At 74.1% G+C, this 20,331-nt stretch carries 17 protein-coding genes; 8 read left to right on the top strand and 9 right to left on the bottom strand.

The features are described 5' to 3' along the window. Positions 1-168: 168 nt before the first annotated feature. Positions 169-1,368, top strand: coding sequence for a sensor histidine kinase (locus EYB28_RS02980; protein ID WP_166844715.1), 1,200 nt, complete (start codon positions 169-171; stop codon positions 1,366-1,368). Here EYB28_RS02980 and EYB28_RS02975 read toward each other — a convergent pair. The 6 genes from EYB28_RS02975 to EYB28_RS02950 all read right to left on the bottom strand — a co-directional run bounded on the left by EYB28_RS02975 (position 1,358) and on the right by EYB28_RS02950 (position 9,075). Then, positions 1,358-2,293 (bottom strand): carbohydrate ABC transporter permease, encoded by a 936-nt coding sequence (locus EYB28_RS02975; protein WP_166844713.1) that lies wholly within the window; start codon positions 2,291-2,293, stop codon positions 1,358-1,360. The two genes, EYB28_RS02980 and EYB28_RS02975, sit on opposite strands and share 11 nt — an antisense overlap. Further along, positions 2,283-3,212 carry a carbohydrate ABC transporter permease gene (locus EYB28_RS02970; RefSeq protein ID WP_166844712.1) on the bottom strand — a complete coding sequence of 310 codons (930 nt, stop codon included), beginning with the start codon at positions 3,210-3,212 and terminating at the stop codon, positions 2,283-2,285. Before EYB28_RS02970 ends, EYB28_RS02975 begins: the two co-directional genes overlap by 11 nt. Then, on the bottom strand, positions 3,209-4,519 hold the full coding sequence (locus EYB28_RS02965) for a sugar ABC transporter substrate-binding protein (protein ID WP_166844711.1): 1,311 nt from the start codon (positions 4,517-4,519) through the stop codon (positions 3,209-3,211). Before EYB28_RS02965 ends, EYB28_RS02970 begins: the two co-directional genes overlap by 4 nt. Before the next feature lie 44 nt (positions 4,520-4,563). Continuing rightward, positions 4,564-6,189, bottom strand: a complete 1,626-nt coding sequence (locus EYB28_RS02960; RefSeq protein ID WP_166844709.1) for an FAD-dependent oxidoreductase — start codon at positions 6,187-6,189, stop codon at positions 4,564-4,566. Positions 6,190-6,226: 37 nt separating this feature from the next. Continuing rightward, the gene (locus EYB28_RS02955; protein WP_166844707.1) at positions 6,227-7,270 is read right to left on the bottom strand and encodes a LacI family DNA-binding transcriptional regulator; all 1,044 of its coding nucleotides are present in this window, start codon (positions 7,268-7,270) and stop codon (positions 6,227-6,229) included. Between the two features lie 167 nt (positions 7,271-7,437). After that, a complete protein-coding gene (locus EYB28_RS02950) occupies positions 7,438-9,075 on the bottom strand; it encodes a DUF1349 domain-containing protein (RefSeq protein WP_166844705.1) in 1,638 nt (545 codons plus the stop codon). Between the two features lie 323 nt (positions 9,076-9,398). Between EYB28_RS02950 and EYB28_RS02945 the strand changes: the two genes are divergently transcribed. The 3 genes from EYB28_RS02945 (at position 9,399) to EYB28_RS02935 (ending at position 12,381) form a co-directional block, all read left to right on the top strand. Continuing rightward, positions 9,399-11,123 (top strand): BCCT family transporter, encoded by a 1,725-nt coding sequence (locus EYB28_RS02945; protein WP_205710827.1) that lies wholly within the window; start codon positions 9,399-9,401, stop codon positions 11,121-11,123. 157 nt (positions 11,124-11,280) lie between these two features. Next, entirely contained in the window at positions 11,281-11,859 is a 579-nt protein-coding gene (locus EYB28_RS02940; RefSeq protein WP_166844703.1) for a small multidrug efflux protein, read from the top strand. Between the two features lie 96 nt (positions 11,860-11,955). Continuing rightward, a complete protein-coding gene (locus EYB28_RS02935) occupies positions 11,956-12,381 on the top strand; it encodes an Hsp20/alpha crystallin family protein (RefSeq protein WP_166844702.1) in 426 nt (141 codons plus the stop codon). Positions 12,382-12,449: 68 nt separating this feature from the next. Here the strand turns inward: EYB28_RS02935 and EYB28_RS02930 are convergent, their stop codons facing one another. Further along, positions 12,450-13,352 (bottom strand): LysR family transcriptional regulator, encoded by a 903-nt coding sequence (locus EYB28_RS02930; protein WP_166844700.1) that lies wholly within the window; start codon positions 13,350-13,352, stop codon positions 12,450-12,452. Positions 13,353-13,393: 41 nt separating this feature from the next. Here EYB28_RS02930 and EYB28_RS02925 point away from each other — a divergent pair, with 41 nt between their 5' ends. The 3 genes from EYB28_RS02925 to EYB28_RS02915 are packed head-to-tail and all read left to right on the top strand — an operon-like array spanning position 13,394 to position 17,004. Beyond that, positions 13,394-14,293: an oxidoreductase gene (locus tag EYB28_RS02925; RefSeq protein WP_205710826.1), complete on the top strand. Its 900-nt coding sequence runs from the start codon at positions 13,394-13,396 to the stop codon at positions 14,291-14,293. A gap of 55 nt (positions 14,294-14,348) precedes the next feature. Continuing rightward, entirely contained in the window at positions 14,349-15,773 is a 1,425-nt protein-coding gene (locus EYB28_RS02920; protein ID WP_166851593.1) for an MFS transporter, read from the top strand. Between the two features lie 22 nt (positions 15,774-15,795). Next, positions 15,796-17,004, top strand: coding sequence for an NAD(P)/FAD-dependent oxidoreductase (locus tag EYB28_RS02915; protein WP_240930363.1), 1,209 nt, complete (start codon positions 15,796-15,798; stop codon positions 17,002-17,004). 88 nt (positions 17,005-17,092) lie between these two features. On the opposite strand, the gene EYB28_RS02910 is transcribed toward EYB28_RS02915, so the two are convergent. Beyond that, positions 17,093-18,433 (bottom strand): M20 family metallopeptidase, encoded by a 1,341-nt coding sequence (locus EYB28_RS02910; RefSeq protein WP_166844698.1) that lies wholly within the window; start codon positions 18,431-18,433, stop codon positions 17,093-17,095. 164 nt (positions 18,434-18,597) lie between these two features. Here EYB28_RS02910 and EYB28_RS02905 point away from each other — a divergent pair, with 164 nt between their 5' ends. Next, the gene (locus EYB28_RS02905; protein ID WP_166844696.1) at positions 18,598-19,356 is read left to right on the top strand and encodes a class I SAM-dependent methyltransferase; all 759 of its coding nucleotides are present in this window, start codon (positions 18,598-18,600) and stop codon (positions 19,354-19,356) included. A gap of 3 nt (positions 19,357-19,359) precedes the next feature. On the opposite strand, the gene EYB28_RS02900 is transcribed toward EYB28_RS02905, so the two are convergent. Then, a complete protein-coding gene (locus tag EYB28_RS02900; RefSeq protein ID WP_166844694.1) occupies positions 19,360-20,238 on the bottom strand; it encodes a VOC family protein in 879 nt (292 codons plus the stop codon). Between the last annotated feature and the right edge of the window lie 93 nt (positions 20,239-20,331).

Here is a 20,331-nt window from a genome sequence, read left to right as displayed (position 1 = left end):
CGGTCGAACGGTCCGCCCCCGCGCCCTGAGCCGTCGGAACGGTCCGGCGTCGAGCCCCGACCCCGCCCGGCGGACGTGCGAGGAAGCACGTACGGTTTTGCGTGCTGGCTCGCGGGCGCGCGAGGGCGCCCGGGCGGCGGACGGGCGCGCGTCACGAGAGGAGGCGCCGTGGACCGCAGGCATGTGGCGCTGACAGGGCGCCGGGAGCCCGCCACCCGGTCGCGACGGCGTCGCGACCGGGTGGCGGCCGCGGTCGCCGTCGTCAACGTGGTCGTCTTCTCCGTGCTCGTGACGGAGCAGTCCGTCGAGCGGGAGGGCCGGTACGACCCGGCGGACCCCGCCTGGTGGGTGGGCGGCGTCACGCTGGTCGTCGGGCTGGTCCTGGTGGGCGTGGTGCTCGCGGTGCACCGCGTGCTGCACCGGTGGCCCGCGCGCCTCGCCGTCGCCGCCCTGCTCGCGGCTGTGCAGGCGGCCGTGCGGACGGCGCTGCTCCTGCCGGTCACGACGGTGTCCGACGTCGTGAGCCCGGGCGCCGTCGCCGTGTGGAGCACGGGCGTGCTCGGGTACGCCGGCTCGCTCGGCGCGGGGTACCTCGTGGCGTGGCTGCTGCAGCGCGAGGACGCGGAGCGCGCGCGACGGCGGGCGGAGGAGGAGCGGACGGCGGCGGCCGTCCGGGACCTGGAGGCCGAGGAGCTGCGGGTGCGGCGCATGGTCGCCGACCGGCTGCACGGCACCGTCCAGCAGCGCCTCGTCGTCATCTCCGCCGGGCTGGACGCCCTGGCCGTCGAGCTCGACCCGCCCGCCCGCGCCCGCTGGGGCGGGCGGCTGCACGAGTGGGCGGCCGACCTCGACGCCCTGCGCGAGGAGGACGTGCGGGTGCTGAGCCATCACCTCTTCCCGACCGGCGCCGACCTGGGCACGGTCGACGCGATCCGGGTGCTGCTCGACCGGCTCCCCGTCAACGTGGCCACGTCCGTGGTGCTCGGCCCGACCCTGCAGCACCTCGCCGACGACCACCGCGCCGTCCTCCCCCTGACCGACCGGCTCGTCGTCGTCTACACGGTCGAGGAGGCCGTGACGAACGCGCTCAAGCACGGGGGCGCCCACGCGGTCACGGTGCGCGCCGAGGTGCGCCCGCCCGTGGACGGGCGCACGCGGTGGGTGTGCGACGTCGTCGTGGACGACGACGGCAGCGGCCCGCCCGACCCGGTCCCGCCGTTCTCCGGGCTGGAGCGCCACCGCGCCCGGGTCCGCGCCCGCGGCGGGTCGCTCACGCTCGGCGCCCGCGACGGCAGTGGCGGGCGCCTGCACCTGGTGCTGCCGTTCGACCCGGTCGAGGGGGCCGGCCTGCCCCCCGTCAGCCCTTGAGGCCCGTGTGCGCCAGACCCTGGACGAACTGGCGCTGCGCGACGAGGAACACGGCCAGCACGGGGATCACGGTGAGCGTGGTCGCGGCGAGCTGGACGTTCCACATCGGCCCGCCGTAGGCGTCGACGTACTGCGTGAGCGCCTGCGGCAGCGTGAACTTGTCCCGGCTCGACAGGTACACGATGGGCTCGAGGTAGAGGTTCCACGACTTGAGGAACGTGAAGATGGCGACCGCCGCGAGCGCCGGCTTCGCGAGCGGCACGGCGATGCGGCCGAACAGGCCCCACCGGCTGAGGCCGTCCATGCGCCCGGCCTCCTCCAGCTCGCGCGGCAGGCCGAGGAAGAACTGCCGCATGATGAACGTCGCGAGCACGGACGGCGCCCCGAAGATCGGCACGACGATCAGCGGCCAGTGCGTGTCGACCAGGCCGAGGCTGTTGACCATGCGGAACAGCGGGACGATCGTCACCTCGGCGGGCACGAGCATGCCGGCGAGCACGAGCACGAACAGCGCGTTCGCCCCGCGGAACCGGATGCGCGCGAAGGCGTACCCGGCCAGCGCGGAGATCGCCATCGTCCCCAGGGTCACGAGCGCGGCGATGTACAGGCTGTTCCAGTACTGCTGCGCGAACGGCTGCAGCCGGAACACCTCGCCGTAGGCGTCCCAGGTGGCGCTCCGCGGCCAGACCGTGGGCGGGACCTGCAGGATCTCGCTCATCGGCTTGAGGCTGGACGTCGCCATCCACCAGGTGGGGAACACGAACGGCAGGCTGAGCAGCACGAGCAGCCCCACCAGCACGCCGCGCACGGGCCGGGCCCGGCGGCGACGGCGGGGCGGGACGGGCGACGGCGGTGCCGCCGTCGGGGCTGCCGGCTCGTCGGGGGTGCGCGCCTCGTGCGGCGCGGGCGCGACGTCAGACCTCATCGTGGACCCACCTCTTCCGCGTCTGCCACTGGACCAGGGTCAGGGCCAGGACGACGATGAACAGCAGCACGGAGATCGCGCTGGCGTACCCGAACTCGTTGAACTGGAAGGCCTGCTGGTACAGGTAGTAGACGAGCACGGTCGTGGACGTGCCCGGCCCGCCGCCGGTGAGCACGTCGATCTGGGCGAAGACCTCCAGCGAGCCGACGACCGTGAGGATCGAGACGAGCAGCACGGTCGGGCTGATGAGCGGCAGGACGATCGACCGGAACCGGCGCCACGGCCCCGCGCCGTCGATGCGCGCCGCCTCCTGGACCTCCTCCGGCACGCCCTGGAGTGCGGCGAGGAACAGGATCATGTTGAGGCCGACGTTCTTGAAGACCTGGACGACGATCACGGCGAGCATCGCGGTGGGGCCGCTGCGCAGCCAGTTGGGCCCGTCGATGCCGACCGACGCGAGGAAGCCGTTGATGCCGCCGTCGTCCTGGAGCAGGAACCGCCACACGATGGTCCAGGCCACGAGGGACACGACGACGGGCGAGAAGAAGAACGTGCGGAACGTCGTGGTGCCCGGCAGCTTCTGGTCGAGCAGGACGGCGAGCAGCAGGGCCAGGGAGACGTTGAGGACCACGAGCCCGACGGAGAACCACAGGCTCGCGACGAGCGAGTCGCGCAGCCCGGGGTCGGCGAGCATGCGCTCGTAGTTCTCGGCGCCGGCGAACTGGAACGTGCCGGCGAGCACGTTCCACTCGTGCAGCGAGTACCAGACGACGACCAGCAGCGGCGCGACGACGAACGCGAGGGTGCCGAGCACCTGCGGCGCCACCATCGTGTAGCCGACGAGCTGGTCGCGGCGGGCCGCCGTGCCGCGGGCGCCCCGAGGGCGCGCCCGCGGCCGCGTGAGGGTCGACGACGTCATCGGTCGGCCAGGATCGGCTCGATCGAGCCGCAGACGTCGCCCAGGACGGCCTCGACGTCGGCGTCCGCCGTCCAGAGCGGGTCGAGCGACGCACGCACCGTCTCCTGCAGCTTGGCGAAGCTCGGGTGCGCGGGCTTGGTGACGGCGCCGGTGATGCCGTCGACGACGACGGCCTGCAGCTGGTCCTCGCTGAGCTTCGGGTTCGCGGCGCCGAGGACCTCCGCCGTCAGGAGCGACTCGCGCGGCGGCGGGAAGAACTCGGCGAGCTGCTCGGCGTTCTCCGGGTTGGTGAACCAGGCGAGGAAGTCGGCGGCGATGTCGGGGTGCTCGCCCTGGGCGAAGACGCCGATGCCGGCCTGGCCGATGACGTTCTGCTGCCCGGCGGGCCCGGCCGGCAGCCGCACGACGTCCCAGGCGAAGCTGTCGTCGAGGACGGAGGCCCGGGAGATCTGGGTGATCGTCATGGCGGCGTCGCCGGCGAAGAAGTCCGCGGTGGTGCCGGGGGCGGGCATCGCGCCGTCGCCGAACGTGGCGTCGTGGATCCACGTCATGGCGTCGACCATGGCGGGGTCGGTGAAGGTGCAGGTGGCACCGTCGTCGCTCCAGGGCGCGGCGCCCCAGCCGTCCCAGATCGTGGAGAGGTTCTCCCACACCTGGTAGTCGAAGTCCCGCACGACGAGGCCCTGCTTGCCGGACTTCTTCGCGGCGGCCGCGGCGATGTCGCGGGCGGCGTCGTACGTCCACTTCCCGTCCGCGACGAGCTCGGCCGGGTCGGGCTGGCCGGCGGCGGAGATCTGGTCGGTGTTGACGAACATCGCGAACGGGCTGTTCGAGAACGGGTAGGCGAACAGGCCGTCGTCCTGCTGCCACAGCTCCAGCGACGAGTCGAGCAGGTCGTCGTACGCGTAGCCCTCGGTGCCTTCGAGCACGGGGGCGAGGTCCACGAGGGCGCCGCTGTCGACGAACTCGGGGGCGTAGCTCTCCAGGATCCACGCCAGGTCGGGGGCGTTGCCGCCCGCGAGGCGCGTGGTGAGCGAGGTGGTGTAGTCCTCGAACGGGATCGCCTCGAACGTCACGTCGGAGACGAGGTCGGGGTTCGCCTCGACGTACGCGTCGGCGATGGACTGGAAGAGGGCGAGCTGGGTCTCGTCCGCCGTCCAGACGGTCATGGTCAGCGACACGGGGTCGCCCGGGGTCTCGGGGTCGCCGGCCTGGCCGGCGTCGCCGGACCCGCACGCCGTCAGGCCGAGGACGGCGGCGACGGCGGCACCTGCGACGAGACCTCTGCGTCGGGTGAGGATGGACATCAGTACTCCTTCGGACTGGGCGGACGGGGTGCTGCGGGCTCGGCTCAGTAGGGGTGCACGCCCGGGCCCCAGCGGAGCTGGACGCCCGCGGCGGTCAGCTCGGACTGCAGCTCGGTGACCAGGTCGGGCTTGGCGTGGACGTCGTGCGGCCGCACACCCCGCTCCGCGCAGAACGCGGCGAGGTGGCCGGCGACCTCGCCGACGTTCCACTCCACGGGGTGCAGGCGGTAGCAGCCGTTGGTGATGTGGGTGGTGCCGATGTTCTTGTTCGCGGCCAGCAGGTTGGTGGTGCGCTCGGGCAGCAGCGCGCCGAGCGGGATCTCGAACGGGGTCGACGGCACGTCGATGTACGTGTCGCCGCCGGTCGAGGGGTGCAGGTCGATCCGGTACATGCCGACGCCGACGCTGTCGTCGTAGCGGGTGGCGCCGCGGTCGCCGCGCACCGCGTAGGAGACGTCGTTCTCGGTCACGGTCGTCACCGCGCGGATGCGGCGGCTCTCCCGGTGGTACACGGCCTGCGCCAGGCCGTCGGCGGTGCCCATGACGTCGGGGCGCAGCCGCAGGCCGGGGAACCCGGTGCCGCCGTCGGTCCGCGGCGCCTCCGTCTGCATCCAGTAGAGCATCGACAGGCTGAGCTGCCGGGCGTCCTCGATCCGCGCCAGCTCGACGTCGCGCGGCACGTCGAGCACCGGGGCGAGGAAGTAGTCGATGCTCGGCCAGTTGACCAGGCACACGTCCCCGGCGAGGAATCCCGGGGCGAACTGGTCGCGGGCCATGATGCGGCGGAAGGTCCACAGGTTCCCGTCGCCCGGGTTGCGGGACTGGTCGGCCACCACCGCACCGGCGTCGTCCCCGGGGTCGGGCGTGAAGCTGCGCACGTCCATGGCGAGGGTGCGCGGGTTGGGGGCGTGCCAGGAGAGCATGCGCTCGCCGTTCCACGGGCCGGGCCGGTAGGAGCTCCAGAAGTCGTACCGGTCGGGCCGCTCGATGGTGTGGTCGCCGTCGGCGTGCTCGACGGCGAAGCACACGCTGAGCGCCTGCACGTTGTCGGGCTGCGCCTCGGCGGGGGCGCTGGGCTCGCCCGTGGCGGCCTGCGACTCGAAGCCCGTGACGTACTCGGTGCCCGTGAGCGGCAGCAGCTCGCCCGTCTCGGTGGCGTCGAGCACGTAGCCGGCGGTGACGGTGGTCCGCGACCCGTCCAGCACCGACTCGAGCGTCACCGCGCGCACCGTGTCGCCGTCGGTCTCCGCGGCCACCGGCCGCACGCGCTCGACGAGGGTGATGCGGCCCGAGACCCTGCCGGGCAGCAGCATCCGCTCCAGCACGTTCACCGCGACGCGAGGCTCGTGGCACAGCTTGGACACCCACCCGGCGCCCGGGTTGAGGTCGTCGCGGCCCCGGGCCGCCGCCGTCAGCGGGTAGTCGCGCCGGTACACCTCGCGGATCCCGTCGCGCAGGGCCCGGTAGCGGCGGGTGACTCCCTGGGTCTCGACCCACGGGTGCTCGTCCGGCGGCACGGCCTGGGAGGTGAGCTGGCCGCCGATCCACGGGTGCTCCTCCGTGAGGACGACGCGGGCGCCGCGGTCGGCGGCGGCGAGGGCGGCGGCGACGCCGCCGAGCCCGGCGCCGACGACGAGGACGTCGGTGGTGACGTCGGTGGTGGTGGGCACGGGTGGACTTCCGTTCTCTCGGGGCTTCTCGGGGGCATCAGGGGGCGAGCGCGGTGACGGGCGGGGCGACCGTGGCGCCCTCGACGTCGGTGCACTCCAGGAGGCGGTGCAGGTCGGGGTCGGCGACCTCGTCGCCCGCGACCAGGCGGGAGAGGAGCAGCAGGGCGCGGGCGCCCATCTGCTCGCGGGGGATGACGAACCCGGACCACTCCTGCGGGCGACGCAGCCGGTGGTGCGGCTGGCCGAGCAGGACGACCGACACGTCGCGCGGCACCTCCAGCCCGCGCCGCCGCAGGGCGTCGTGCAGCTCCTCGGGGTCGCGCTCTGGCGCCAGGACGACGGCCGTGAGCCCCTGTTCGACGATCGCGGCGGCGACGGCGTCAGGGTCGTCCTCCGGCACCAGCCGGGCGCCGAGCCCGGCGGCGCGCAGCGCGTCCCGGTAGCCGGCCCAGCGGTCGGTGGTGGGCTGGTCGGACCCCATGTCCCCGGCGTACCCGACACGGCGGTGCCCGGCCTCCAGCAACCGCTCGACCGCCCGCCGGGTGGCGCTCACGTAGTCCGCGCCCACGTAGGGCAGGCGCCCGCCCTCGCTGACCCGCTTGCCGATGAACACGAACGGGTAGTTGGTGTCGAGCAGGTGCTGCAGCTCGCTGCGGTCCTCGTGCTGCCCGAGCAGCAGGCAGCCGTCCGCGATGCCGAGGCGCTGCCACCCGTCGCGGGTGAGGCGCCGCCGCCCGTCGACCACGCGGGCGCTGGTGAACAGCAGGATGTCGATGCCGAGCTGCTCGGCGGCGTGCTCGACGCCGACGAGGAACGGGCCATAGAAGTCGCGGCCGCCGCCGGGGAACGTCGCCTCGTAGGTGAAGACGCCGAGGATCTGGTTGCGCCCGCCGGCGAGTCGCTGGGCCACCGGGTTGGCGGAGTAGCCGGTGATGCGGATGGCGTCGAGGACGCGCTGCCGGGTGTCGGCGCTGATGTGCACGCCCGCGGGGCGGCGGTCGTTCAGCACGAAGGACACGGTGGCCTGGCTGACGCCCGCCACGGCGGCGACGTCGGCCTGCGTGGTGCGGCGCTTCGGCATCCGGTCCTCCTCGGTCCGTCGGCGGTGACGTGTGGGGAGTCTGCCGGGGCGCGAGGAGCGACCACAAGACCATAATGCGCATTATTATCGCGTCCACGAAGAGGCCCTCAGCCGCAGGATTCCGCGGCTGAGGGCCTCTCGTTACGCATGATCCACAGGTCTGGGGATCACGGTGCGGACACGGTACCGCCCCTCGGTGCCGCGGCCGGTCCGTGCTCCGGCGTCCAGCGGAACCAGTCGAACGTCGCGATGATCTCCGGGGCCGACGTCGCGCCGCGCAGCGCGGACAGCCCGACACCCGTGGGGGCGAGCTCCGCCAGCGGGACGGGCCGCCCCACCGGGAAGAACGCCTGGCCGTCCACCGACGCCGACGCCCGCACCGACGTGCCGTCGCTCGTCAGCCGGAGCCAGAGCGGGCCCGCGACGTCCGCGGCCAGGGTCGTCGAGTCGGCGGGGCCGTTGCGCTCCGAGCCGTCCTGCCGCCAGATGAACGACAGGCGCTCGCCGGCGCTGCCGTAGCCGTGGTCGAGCTTGGCGTACGTGTCCCCCGCCGTGTGGAGGATCAGGCCGGCCTGCTGGTACTTCTCGCGCGGGTCGACCTCCACCTGCGTCGTGACCTCCCACGGGCCCTGCGGGACCGCCTGCACCGGGAACGCCGCGCCCGCCACGCCGGTGGCGTACGTCGGGATCGTCAGCGCGCCGCCGGCGACCTCGTGCCGGGCGCCGTCCGGGTTCACGACGCCCCACAGGTCGGCGTCGAGGCCGTCGCCGTCGAACTCGTCCGAGCCGGGACCGCTGCGGCGCTCGCGCAGCGGGTCGGGGTCCGGCGGGCTCGGGCGCTCCACGGTGGCGTACGCGATGGTGGCGCCGAGCCGGTCGCCCGACTCGTAGAACATGTACGTGCGGCCGCGGTCCGTGACGAACTCCGGCGCGGCCACGCGGCCGACGTCGTCCCCGATGCCCGACGACCGGTGCAGCACCCGCTGCGGACCGATCTCCGTGACGGTGCGGTCGACCTCTCGGGCATACGTGACGCCCGACGAGCCGTGGTAGGTGATGTAGTGCCGCCCGCGCCAGGTCAGCAGGTTGCCGCCGGAGACGTTCCGCCCGGTCTCCGCATCGGGAACCACGACGGGATCGGGGCGCATCTCCCAGCTCTTGCCGTCCACGGACTCCGACATCATGATCCGGCGGATGTCGTCGGTGCGGTTCTGCATGGAGAACATGGCCCACCGGTACGGCGAGTCGGGGTCGGGGTGCGGGAACACGCGGGCGTACGACGTCTCCGTCGTCCCGGGGCCGCCGTCCGCGTTGGTCACCGCGACGCCCGAGTCGTCGAACGTGACGCCGTCGCCCGACGTCGCCCAGCGGGTCGTCGAGTTCTCCCCGTGGAAGTAGAGACGCATCTCGCCCGTCGCGTCGTCCCAGACGGCGTCCGGCGACGACACGTGGGACACGTGGTCGTAGTACGGCGGCCACTCGTTGGAGATGACCGGGTTGGCGGCGTACTCCGTCCACGGCCCGTCCAGCGAGTCCGCGTACATGAGCGAGATCCCGCCGGGCGCGTCGTGCGGGGCGTAGTACAGGTACCACTCGCCGAGCGGGTCGGCGAGGTGCTCACCGGCGTGGAAGACGCTCGGGAAGATGAACTCGTCCGTCGGGTTGTAGTCCATCTCGTCCTTGTCGATGACACGACCCGCGAACTCGAGCTCCGGGAGCCGCCCGCCGTCGTCGGCGGCTCCCGCGGGCGTCGCCAGCGCCGACGCCCCTGCCAGGGCGAGCACCAGCGACGTCGCCAGGGCCACGACACGTCTTCCGGTCCGTCTGCGTGGATTCACGATGACCTCCGTCGGTCGACCCGACGGCGTCCTCGCCGTCGAGGGCCGGGACTCCCCCGGCCCTGGCAGTCTCCGGAGGACCGTCGTCGCAGGTCAACGCCATAATGCGCATTATTAGCCGCCGCGGTACCGGCCTCGCGGCGGCTGCGCGCACGAACCACCACACCATCAGAGGCCGCACCCAGCGACGGCGCACCCGCGCGGTTCCTGGACTTCCACCGCTCCCCTGGCGATGGTGGTCGGGACCGCGCGCCGGCCGGCCCGGCGCGAGCAGCGACGAGGGGGTTGCGATGGCGGAGAAACGGCTCGACGCTCTGGCACGACGACTGGGACTGCGGACGGACCCGACGATCTTCTTCGTCTCGGCCGCGCTGATGGTGCTGTTCCTGATCGTGCTGCTGGTCTTCCCCACCCCGATCGGTGATGCGTTCGGCCAGGGCCGGGAGTGGATCGTCACCAACCTCGGCTGGTTCTTCATCGGCGGCGTGACGATCTGGCTGATCTTCCTGGTCTGGGTCGCGTTCAGCCGGTACGGGCACCTGCGCCTGGGCGACGACGACTCCCGCCCCGCGTACGGCAACCTCTCCTGGTTCGCGATGCTGTTCGCGGGCGGCATCGGCACGGTCCTGATGTTCTGGGGCGTCGCGGAGCCGATGTCGCACTTCGCCGAGCCGCCGATCGCGGGCGTGGAGCCGTACACGGCCGAGGCCGCCTCGAACGCCATGTCCATCTCGCTCTACCACCTGAGCCTGCACACGTGGGCGATCTTCACGCTGCCCGGGCTGGCGTTCGGCTACTTCGTCTACCGGTACAAGCTACCGCTGCGGGTCAGCTCCGTGTTCTACCCGTTCCTCAAGGAGCGGATCCACGGGCCGATCGGCAAGACCATCGACGTGTTCGCGGTGCTGGGCACCCTGTTCGGGCTGGCCGTGTCGCTGGGGCTGGGGACGTCGCAGGTCGGCGCGGGAATCAACGCGCTGTTCCCCTCGGTCGAGAACGGCACGTGGCTGCAGGTCGGCGTGATCACCGTGCTGACCACCGTCGCGGTCTCGTCGATCGTCGCCGGGCTCGACAAGGGCGTGAAGCGGCTGTCGAACCTCAACATCCTCATGGCCGTCGGGCTCATGCTCTTCGTGCTGGTCAGCGGGGACACCGTGTTCCTGCTGCGGCAGATCCCGCAGTCGATCGGCGTCTACCTGCAGGACCTCGTGGGCCTCGCGCTGTGGAACGACGCGATGTCGCCGTTCACCAAGGACGACGGCTGGGGCTGGCAGGGCAGCTGGACAGTCTTCTACTGGGCGTGGACCGTCACGTGGGCGCCGTTCATGGGCGTGTTCCTCGCGCGGATCTCGCAGGGCCGCACGATCCGCCAGTTCGTCGCCGGGGTGCTCGTCGCCCCCTCCCTGTTCACGGCCGTGTGGTTCGCCATCTTCGGCTGGTCAGCGATGGAGCTCGACGGCATCGGTGGTTCCGGGGGCGCCCTCTCGGAGGCGGTCGCCGAGAGCGAGGCGCTGGCCATGTTCGCCTTCTTCGACAGCTTCCCGGCCGCCACGCTGATCTCCGGCATCGCCGTCATCGTGGTGGCGCTCTTCTTCGCCACCTCGTCCGACTCCGCGTCCCTGGTGGTGGACATGCTGTGCGTCGGGACGCCCGACGCCGGCCCCGTGCGGCAGCGCGTGTTCTGGGGGGTCAGCGAGGGGGCGCTGGCCGCGTCGCTGATCATCCTCGGCGGGCTCACCGGCAGGGACGGGCTCGCCGCCCTGCAGCAGGTGATCACCGTCATCGGGCTCCCCATCTTCGCCCTCGTGTTCCTCATGATGTTCGCCCTGATCAAGGCGTTGAGCGCGGAACGCCGTGCCGCGATCGAGGCGCAGTTCGCCGGTGTCCTCGCCAAGCAGGAGAGCGGCCGCGGGCGCCCGAAGGTCGCCGGGCTCCGTCGCAACAGGGACGTCTCCCCGGTGTCGTCACCGGCCGCGCCACCGGCCGAGGAGGAGCAGCCGACTGCCGAGCGGTGAGGGTCGCCGCCCGCCGGGGGCATGACACCTGTCACGGCTGCACCGTGCGAGAGCGACGGAAAGCGGTGACAGGGCACACTTCCGCGCCGCCCGCCCGCACGGTGGACTGGGGTCAGCACCGGGAGAGCCCCTCGTGCCCCACGGACAGGAGCACCGCATGACCGTCGTCGACACCATCCAGAACGTCGTGGCGCAGGTCCCCGACCTCGTGCAGCCGGTCGTCGTCGCCGCGGCGGGCGCGATCCCCTTCGTCGAGGGCGAGGGGGCCGTGGCGATCGGCGTCATCGGCGGCATCGACCCGGTTCTCGCCGGCGTCGCCGCGGTGGTGGGCAACTTCCTGTGCGTGGCCGCGCTCGTCCTGCTCGGCTCCGGCGCCCACCAGGCCGTCTTGACGCGCCGCCAGGCGAGGACCGAGGCGCGGGAGCCCGTCACGGTCGGCGGCGCGTCCGGCTCGCACGCGCCGGTCGACGGCGCCGGGCCGGTCGGCGACGAGCGCCCCGAGGACAGCAGGAAGAGCGCGCGCAGAGCGAAGTTCCAGCAGGCTTACGAGCGCTACGGAGTGCCGGGCGTGAGCCTGCTCGGCCCCCTGCTGCTGCCCACCCAGGTCACGGCCACGATGCTCGCCGCCTCCGGCGTCGGCAAGGGCCGCGTCCTCGTCTGGCAGGCGGTCGCGATCGTCGGGTGGACGACGTTCACCGCGCTCGTGGTCACCGGCGTGATCCAGGTCGTCGGCTGAGGCGCGGGCACGACGTCCGCCCACGGCGAACCCGGAAATTGAGTCGGGGTGGCTCAAGTTGTACCGGTCAGCAGTACTCACCCACAGGAGGACAGCATGACCACCACCCTGACCCGCACCCCGTTCGCCGACGCCTGGTTCCGCGACCTGTGGACCCCGCGTGCCGTCACGCCGGCCGACCAGCGCCCCGTGCCCGCCGCGGACGTCTACCGCGACGGCGAGGACCTCGTCGCCCGCCTCGACCTGCCGGGCGTCGACCCGGCCGAGGACGTCACCGTCGAGGTCGAGGGCCGCCGGCTCGTCGTGCGCGGCGAGCGCAAGGACCAGCGCGACGCCGAGGCCGAGGGCCGACGCATCTCGGAGGTCCGCTTCGGCGCCTTCCGCCGCGTCGTCACCCTGCCCAAGGCCGTGGACGGCGACGCCGTCACCGCGTCCTACGACGCGGGCGTCCTGACCGTCACCGTGGCCGGCGTCTTCGCCGGCACGACGCCGCAGCGCATCGAGGTCACCACCGCCGCATGAGGCGGAGCCCCGACGACGCCCGGCCGCTCCTCGTGGCCGGGCGTCGTCGTGCGTCCGCTGCCGTCTCGTCAGGACATGCTCGTCCCCGCGGCGTCCGCACAGGCGCGGGCGTAGTCCAGCACGAGGGGACGGCGCTCGCCCGCGCGCCAGGCGAGGGCGAACCGGCTCGGTTCGATGCCGCGGACCGGGCGGGTGACGACGCCGCCGAGGCTGATGAGCGGCGCGTTGCCCGCGGCCAGAAGGCAGACGCCGCGACCGTCGACGAGCGCCTCGTAGGTCTCCTCGGTGCTGGCGACCTCCGCCCCGACGCGCGGCGGCCGGCCGTCGCGGGCGTCGAGGGCGAGCCAGTAGTCGCGGAGCGGGCCCGCGGTCCGCGGCAGGGCGAGGAACGGCTCGTCCATCAGGTCGGCGAACTCCACGCTCTCGCGACGTGCCAGGGGGTGCGTCTCGGGCATCCCGACGTGGCGGGGCTCCTCGGCGACGACCACCCAGCGGAACCGGTCGGAGTCCGGGAGCGGCAGCCAGGCGAACGCCGCGTCGCTGCTGCCGTCGGCGAGCCCGGCGGTGGCGTCGTCCCATCCCACCTGGCGCAGCCGGACGGTGACCGCCGGCCGTCGCGCGCTGAAGCGTGAGCGGATCGCCGGCAGCAGTCCGCCGCGTCCGGGGCTGGTGCTCATCCCCACCACGAGGGTGGCCTCCTGCTCCGCCTTGGCCCGCTCGGTCGCGTCGAGGGCGACGGACCACGCGTCGAGGACCTGCCGGGCGTGCGGCAGGAGCGCCTCGCCCACGGCGGTCAGCCGCACCTCGCGCCGGTCCCGTTCGAACAGCGGCGCGCCGAGCCGGGACTCCAGCATCCGGATCTGCTTGCTCAGCGCGGGCTGGGAGACGTACAGGCGCTCGGCGGCGCGCGTGAAGTGCAGCTCGTCGGCCACGGCGACGAAGTACCGGAGATCCCTACCGTGCACATCCATGTCCAACGGTTATCACACCAGGTCTTGGACGTCCTCCGGCGATGCGCGGCAGCCTGCTGGTGCACGGCCCGACCGCCCGGGTGGGGCCCGAGGAGAGGACGCACGTCATGCACAAGGTCTGGCTGATCACCGGCGCCACGAGCGGCTTCGGCCGCGCCATCGCCGAGGCGGCGGTCGCCGCGGGCGACGTCGTCGTCGGCGCTGCCCGGCGCCCGGCGGGCCTCGACGACCTGGTCGCCGCCCACCCCGACCAGGTCGAGGCGATCCGCCTGGACGTCGCCGACACCACCGCCGCCGAGGAGGTCGTGCGCGACGTGGTCGCACGCCACGGACGGATCGACGTCCTCGTCAACAACGCCGGCCGTGGCATGGTCGGCGCCGTCGAGGAGGCCACCGACGCCGAGCTGCGCCAGCTCATGGACCTGCACTTCTTCGGACCGGCGGCCCTCACCCGCGCGGTCCTGCCGCACATGCGCGAGCGCCGGTCGGGCGCCGTCGTCCAGCTGACGAGCATGGGCGGCCGGTTCGCCTTCGCGGGAGTCGGGGCCTACTGCGCGACGAAGTTCGCCCTGGAGGGGCTGTCGGAGGCGCTCGCGGCCGAGGTCGCGCCCCTGGGGATCAAGGTCCTGATCGTCGAGCCGGGCGCGTTCCGCACGGGGTTCGCGGGCGCGGGCGCGCTGATGCGGTCCGAGGCGCTGCCGGCCTACGACGAGTCCGTCGGCCCTGTCCGGGCCGGCCTGTCCGACAGTGACGGCGCACAGCCCGGCGACCCCGCCAAGGCCGCCGACGCCATCCTCACCGCGCTCGAGGCGCCCGACACCCCGTTGCGGCTGCCGCTGGGGAGCGACGCCGCCGACGCCGTCGGGGCGCACCTGGAGGGCCTGCGCAAGGAGCTGGCCGCCTGGGAGGGCCTCACACGCTCGACCGATTTCGACGCCTGACCGGCCGCGCCGGCGACCGTCAGGACCCGTACCCGCACCGGAGGCCTTCGTGTCCATGCCCACCGACGCACGGCGGGACCGCCCCGCTCGGTCCGAGGCCCCGCAGCGCGGGGCCCGCACCGTCGTGGCGGTCGCCTGTCTCGCGTTCTTCCTCATCACCCTGGACGTCAACGTCGTCAACGTGGCGCTGCCGACCATCGCGGGCCGCTTGGGTGTCGACGCGGCCGGGCTCCCGTGGATCGTCGACGCGTACGCCGTGCTGTTCGCCGGGCTGCTGCTGACGGCGGGCGCGGTGGTGGACCGGGCCGGAGCGAGCCGCGCCATGGCCGTCGGGATGGCGGGCTTCGTCGCGGCGTCGGCGGCCTGCGGGCTGGCACCGTCGGGAGGCGCGCTGATCGCGGCCAGGGTCGTCCAGGGGTGCGCGGCGGCGCTCATGTTGCCCGCGTCGCTGTCCCTGGTCCGCCGGGCCTACCCCGACCCGGTGCGCCGCGGCCGCGGGGTCGCCCTGTGGACGGCGGCGGGCGGCGCCGCCGCGGCGGCGGGTCCGGTCGCCGGTGGCGTCCTGACCGCGACGCTGGGGTGGCGCGCGGTCTTCTTCGTGAACGTGCCTCTGGGTGTGGCGGCGCTCGCCGGGCTGCGCGCCGCGCCCCGCACGCCGGGCCGCCCTGCACCGCTCGACCTGCCGGGCCAGGTCACGGCGGTCGTCGCCCTGTGCGCCCTGGTCGCCGCCGTGATCGAGGGCGGGGCGCACGGCGTCACGGCCCCGGTCACGCTCCTGTGCGCCGCAGTGGCCGTCTGCGCCGGGGCCGCGTTCGTCGCCGCCGAGCTGCGCTCGCCGCACCCGGCCGTCCCGCCGCGGCTCGTCCTGGCGCGCGGCATCGCCGTGCCCACCGTCATCGGCTTCGCGCTCAACCTCGTCTTCTACGGGGTCGTCTTCGTCCTCACCCTCGGCTTCCAGGTCGAGCGCGGCGCGTCGGCGCTGGTCACGGGCCTGATGTTCCTGCCGATGACCGGCCTGGTCACGGGGGTCAACGTGCTCGGTGGGCGCCTCGGCGCCCGGTTCGGGCCACGGATGCCGCTCGTCGTGGGGCAGGTCGTCCTGGCGTCCGGTCTCGTCGCGCTGCTGGTCACCGGCGCCGGATCCTCCACCGCCCTCCTGCTGCTGGCCACGGTCCCGGTCGGCGTCGGGGCCGGGCTGGCAGTCCCCGCGCTGACGTCCGCGGTGCTCGATGCCGTCCCCGCCGAGCGGTCGGGCCTCGCCGGCGGGATCCTCAGCTCGGCCCGGCAGGTCGGCAGCGCGATGGGCGTGGCGGTCTTCGGGGCGCTCGTCGCCGGACCGGCCGGGTTCTCCTCCGGGATGCGTCTGGCCCTCGTGGCCGGCGTCCTGCTGCTGGTCGTCACGACCACGGGGACGGCGACGCTCCCCCGGGCCGCCCGCTCGGGGCCCGTCACGCATCGCGTCCCCGCCTCGTCGGCATGACGAACCCACGGAACGAGGAGGCATGATGTCGGACGCAACGCAGGTCGTGGTGGTCGGCGGCGGGTACGCCGGCGTGTTGGCGGCCAACCGGATGACCAAGCGGGACGACGTCGCGGTGACCCTGGTGAACCCGCGGCCGGTGTTCGTCGAGCGGATCCGCCTGCACCAGCGGGTCGCGGGCACGCACGACGCGGTCGTCGACCTGCGCGGCTTGCTGGCCGACCGGGTGCGGCTGGTGGTGGACGCCGTCGAGCGGATCGACGCCGCCGGGCGCACCCTGGCGCTGGCGTCGGGCGGCACGCTCGGCTACGACCACCTGGTCTACGCCGTCGGCAGCGGCAGCGCGGACCCGAGCGTCCCCGGGGCGGCGGAGCACGCGTTCCCGCTCGCGAGCCTGGAGGAGGCCGAGCGCCTCGCCCCGGTGCTGGACGGTGCGGGGCGTGCGGCCGTGGTGACCGTCGTCGGGGCAGGCCCGACCGGCATCGAGACGGCAGCCGAGCTCGCGGAGCGGGGCCGGTCGGTGCGGCTCGTGTGTGGCGGCGACCTCGGACCGTATCTGCACCCGAAGGGCCGCCGGATCGTGGCGGAGCAGCTCGCCCGCCTGGGCGTCGACGTCGTGGCGGGCCCGGGCTCCCTGGTCACCGAGGTCACGGCCGACGCCGTGGTGCTCGCCGACGGGCGCGACCTGCCCAGCGGCGTCACCGTCTGGACCGCGGGGTTCGGGGTGCCGGACCTCGCGCGCCGCAGCGGGCTGACCACCGACGCCGTAGGTCGCCTGCTCACCGACGAGACGCTGACCAGCGTGGACGACGACCGGATCGTCGCGGCGGGCGACTCGGCGGCGCCGTCGGACCTGCCGTTCCGGATGAGCTGCCAGGCCGCCGGCCAGCTCGGCGGCTTCGCCGCCGACACGGTGCTGAGCCGCCTGGCGGGCACCGCGCCGGCGCCGGTGGCCGTGGGCTTCCTCGGCCAGTGCCTCAGCCTGGGCCGCCGGGTGGGTGTCTTCCAGTTCTCGCACCGGGACGACGTCGCCAAGGGCTCCGTCCTGCGGGGCCGGGCCGGCGGACGGCTCAAGGAGCTGGTCTGCTGGAGCACCGTCCAGCAGATGGTCTGGGAGGCGCGCCGGCCGGGCCTCGTCACGTACCCCCGCGCCATGGGCGACCCGACCCGCGCGCGGCGGATCGCCGACCGGTCCGCGCCGGAGGCGGCCGGGGCCACGCAGCCGGCATGACGAGGGCCTCCGGCACGGGCCGAGCAGGCGGTCGACGTCGCGGACGGCGAGCTTCGCGACCATGGCGACGTCGACCGCCCGTTCGGCGTCAGTCGAAGTATGCCGGCACGTCGATCGGTCCACCGGCGGCGGCGAACTCGGCGGCGACGGCGTCCCGCAGGCCGGGGTCGCACAGGTAGTCCAACGCGGTGAGCGCCAGGCCGGCGGCGCCGTCGTCGGCGGCGGTCACGGCCCGCGGGCCGCCGGCGGCCGCGGCGAACCCGGGCGTGTGGAGCGCGACCCCCGGGTCCGAGACCTGGATGAGCGGGTGCATGCCGGGAACGCGGAAGCTGACGTTGCCGAAGTCGGTGGACGCCGCCAGCGTCTCGGACACGACGCCGCCGGGCAGCACGTCCCTCCCCCGCCGCCGCTGGGCCGCCACCCAGCGACGGGTCAGCGCCTGGTTCGTGCGCACCGGGAGCGACGGGTGCGCGCCGTCGTCCCAGTCGATCCGCACCTCGGTGCCGGTCATGAGGGCGGCGCCGCGGGCGAGGTCGTCGAGCCGGCGCGACAGGTCCTTGAGGGTGTCCGGGTACTTGGACCGCGCGTAGAGACGCACCACGGCGCGCTCGGTGATGACGCTGGGCCGGGTGCCGCCCTCCATGATCGTGGCGTGCACGCGGTCGGACGGCGGCATCTGCTGGCGCAGCAGGCCGATGCCCTGGTAGGCGAGGGTCGCGGCGTCCAGCGCGTTGCGACCCATGAACGGCTGGGCCGACGCGTGCGCCGACCGGCCGGTGAACGTCCAGGTCAGGAGCCTGCGACCGAGCCACACCTGGTCGGCGACGTCCGCCGGGTACGGGTGCACCATGATCGCGGCGTCGACGTCGTCGAACGCCCCGCGGCGCGCCAGCACCTCCTTGCCGCTGTGCCCCTCCTCGGCGGGCGTGCCGAGGAGCACCACGCGGCCGGCCGGCGCGCCGGCGGCGGCGAGCGCCGGCTGCAGCGCGAGGAAGGCGCCCACCCCGGCGGCGGCGATGACGTTGTGCCCGCACGCGTGGCCGATCTCCGGCAGGGCGTCGTACTCGGCGCAGATCGCGACGGTCGGGCCGTCTCCGCCGATCTCGGCGCGGAACGCCGTCCCGACGTCGAACGCGCCGGCCTCGGCCCGGACGCCGTGCCGCGCGAGCACGTCGGTGAGCAGGCGGGCGCTGTCGTGCTCCTCGAACGCCGTCTCCGGGTGCGCGTGCAGCGTCGTGACGATCTCGGTGAGCTCCGGCCCGAGGCCCTCGACGGCGCGGTCCACGACGTCGCGCAGACCGTCCGGCGCACCGGCGAACAGCTCGTCGGGCGCTCGCACGCCCTCGACGGCACGCCGCCGCACGTCGGTCTCGGCGGCGACGTGCTCGAGGTAGGCGGTGCTGGGCGGGGGCGGACCGGCGTCGGGCATGCCGCCATCGTACGGACGCCCTTCCTCGTCCAGCCCGGGACGGCGGTCCACCGCTTCTGCCGAGCATGCCCTCCTTCGGTGCCGAGCATGTGGTTGATCCGGGAATGGCGGCCCCATTCCCGGATCAACCACATGTTCGGCAGCAGCGGGCGTAGCGTGCGGGCATGACGGACAACTCCCCGACGGGTCCCGCGCGGGGCGTGCGCCTGTTCGACGACGTCCGCGCGGACGAGGCCGACCGGGCGTACCTGCCCGGGATGAGCCGCGCCTGGCTGATGCCCTGGTACGACGTCCAGAGCCGGCTGCGCCGCGCGGACCGCCTGCACCGCACGACGGTCGAGCTGGCCGGGATCTCCCCGGGGCAGCACGTGCTCGACGTCGGGTGCGGGACCGGCAACCTGCTGCTCGCCGTCCTACGGGCCACGCCGGACGTCGTCGCGACCGGGCTGGACCCCGACGGCGCGGCGCTGCGGCGCGCGGCGCGCAAGGCCCGGCGGCGCGGGTTCGGACGCCGCGGGGACGTCACCCTCGTGCGCGGGTTCGCCGACCGGCTCCCGGCGGCGGACTCCAGCCAGGACCACGTGGTGTCGTCGCTGGCGCTGCACCACGTGCCGATGGACGAGAAGCGGCGCTTCGCCGCGGAGCTGGTGCGGGTGCTGCGCCCGGGCGGGCTCGTCACGATCGCCGACCTCGACGCGCCGCACGACCACGGGCACGACGGGCACGGCGACGCCCACGGCCGGGTCCACGGGCACGGGTCGCGGCACCGCCACGAGATCGGGCAGCATCAGCACCGCGAGGACAACGCGGACGGCGGCATCGAGCGCCTGCTCACGGACGCGGGACTGGCGGACGCGCGCGAGGCGAGGCGCGCGACGTTCATGGACACGCCTGTCCTGTGGGTGCAGGCGCGCCGGCCCTGAGAGTCAGCCCGCGGACGCGGCGGCCTCGGCGTCGAGGAGCTCCTGCGGCGGGGCGAACTGCGAGAGCACGAGCTCGGCCCCGAGGGGGTCGTGCACCCGCGCCTCACGGGTCCATTCCGTGTCGGTGGTCTCCAGGATCGTCGCGCCCCCACGCTCGGCCGCCGCGGCGGACGCGTCCCGGTCGGCGACGGCGAAGACCACCGACCAGTGCGCCGGGCCCTCTCCCGGCAGCACGCCGGCGACGACGTCGGCGAACCCGGGCGGGACGAGCGCCTGGCGTTCGTGGATGCTCGGGTCGACGGTGCGGGCCAGGTGGTCGCCGTACCCGGGCACGCGCGCCATGCCGGCCCCCAGGTCGGGGCTCAGGGCCCAGCCGAGCAGCGGGCCGTAGAACGCCATCGCGCCGTCGACGTCAGGCGTCAGCAGGTTGCTGAAGTTCCAGGTGCCGGCCTCGTTGACCCGCTGCGCCCCGGGACGGGTGCCCGCCTGCCACAGGCGGCTCGGCGCGCCCTCGGGGTCGACGATCCGGGCCATCCACCCGGCGGCCTGGCCGGGCGGGCCCACCTGCTCGGGCGGTGAGCTCAGGACGCCGCCGAGCTCGGGCACCCGGGCGGCCGCTCCCTCGATGTCGTCGACCGCGAGGTACGTGTGCCAGCCGATCTCGCCGTCCCAGCCGGGGTCCGGGGTGGCGATCGCGGCAACGGCGGTCGCGTCCGTGCCGTCGAGCGACGCGACCACGTACCGGCCGGGCAGGCCCGGCGGCAGCTTCTCCGTGAACGCCCACCCGAACAGCGGGCCGTAGAACGCGAGCGCCGCGTCGACGTCCTGCGTCTCCAGGTCGACCCAGCACGGCACGCCGTGCGGGTAGGTGCGCGTCGTCATGCCTCCATCTTGGGCGCCCCCACCGACACCCGCCGCGCGGGGCCCGACCGTTGACAGCTCGATTCCACTTGTGTCATGGTCAATCCATTCCAC

The organism is Isoptericola sp. BMS4 (genome assembly GCF_011634835.1).
Lineage (GTDB): Bacteria > Actinomycetota > Actinomycetes > Actinomycetales > Cellulomonadaceae > Isoptericola.
The sequence above is the reverse complement of the archived record's forward strand: the minus strand, read 5'-3'. Positions and strand labels throughout refer to the sequence as shown.

What these genes read in the sequence shown, in the direction of transcription:
- EYB28_RS02935 (WP_166844702.1), top strand. Translation starts at nt 11,956, where the DNA reads ATGACCACCACCCTGACCCGCACCCCGTTCGCCGACGCCTGGTTCCGC.
- EYB28_RS02920 (WP_166851593.1), top strand. Translation starts at nt 14,349, where the DNA reads ATGCCCACCGACGCACGGCGGGACCGCCCCGCTCGGTCCGAGGCCCCG.
- EYB28_RS02925 (WP_205710826.1), top strand. Translation starts at nt 13,394, where the DNA reads ATGCGCGGCAGCCTGCTGGTGCACGGCCCGACCGCCCGGGTGGGGCCC.
- EYB28_RS02965 (WP_166844711.1), bottom strand. Translation starts at nt 4,519, where the DNA reads ATGTCCATCCTCACCCGACGCAGAGGTCTCGTCGCAGGTGCCGCCGTC.
- EYB28_RS02900 (WP_166844694.1), bottom strand. Translation starts at nt 20,238, where the DNA reads ATGACGACGCGCACCTACCCGCACGGCGTGCCGTGCTGGGTCGACCTG.
- EYB28_RS02930 (WP_166844700.1), bottom strand. Translation starts at nt 13,352, where the DNA reads ATGGATGTGCACGGTAGGGATCTCCGGTACTTCGTCGCCGTGGCCGAC.
- EYB28_RS02940 (WP_166844703.1), top strand. Translation starts at nt 11,281, where the DNA reads ATGACCGTCGTCGACACCATCCAGAACGTCGTGGCGCAGGTCCCCGAC.
- EYB28_RS02915 (WP_240930363.1), top strand. Translation starts at nt 15,796, where the DNA reads ATGATGTCGGACGCAACGCAGGTCGTGGTGGTCGGCGGCGGGTACGCC.
- EYB28_RS02910 (WP_166844698.1), bottom strand. Translation starts at nt 18,433, where the DNA reads ATGCCCGACGCCGGTCCGCCCCCGCCCAGCACCGCCTACCTCGAGCAC.
- EYB28_RS02905 (WP_166844696.1), top strand. Translation starts at nt 18,598, where the DNA reads ATGACGGACAACTCCCCGACGGGTCCCGCGCGGGGCGTGCGCCTGTTC.
- EYB28_RS02975 (WP_166844713.1), bottom strand. Translation starts at nt 2,293, where the DNA reads ATGAGGTCTGACGTCGCGCCCGCGCCGCACGAGGCGCGCACCCCCGAC.
- EYB28_RS02970 (WP_166844712.1), bottom strand. Translation starts at nt 3,212, where the DNA reads ATGACGTCGTCGACCCTCACGCGGCCGCGGGCGCGCCCTCGGGGCGCC.
- EYB28_RS02955 (WP_166844707.1), bottom strand. Translation starts at nt 7,270, where the DNA reads ATGCCGAAGCGCCGCACCACGCAGGCCGACGTCGCCGCCGTGGCGGGC.
- EYB28_RS02945 (WP_205710827.1), top strand. Translation starts at nt 9,399, where the DNA reads ATGGCGGAGAAACGGCTCGACGCTCTGGCACGACGACTGGGACTGCGG.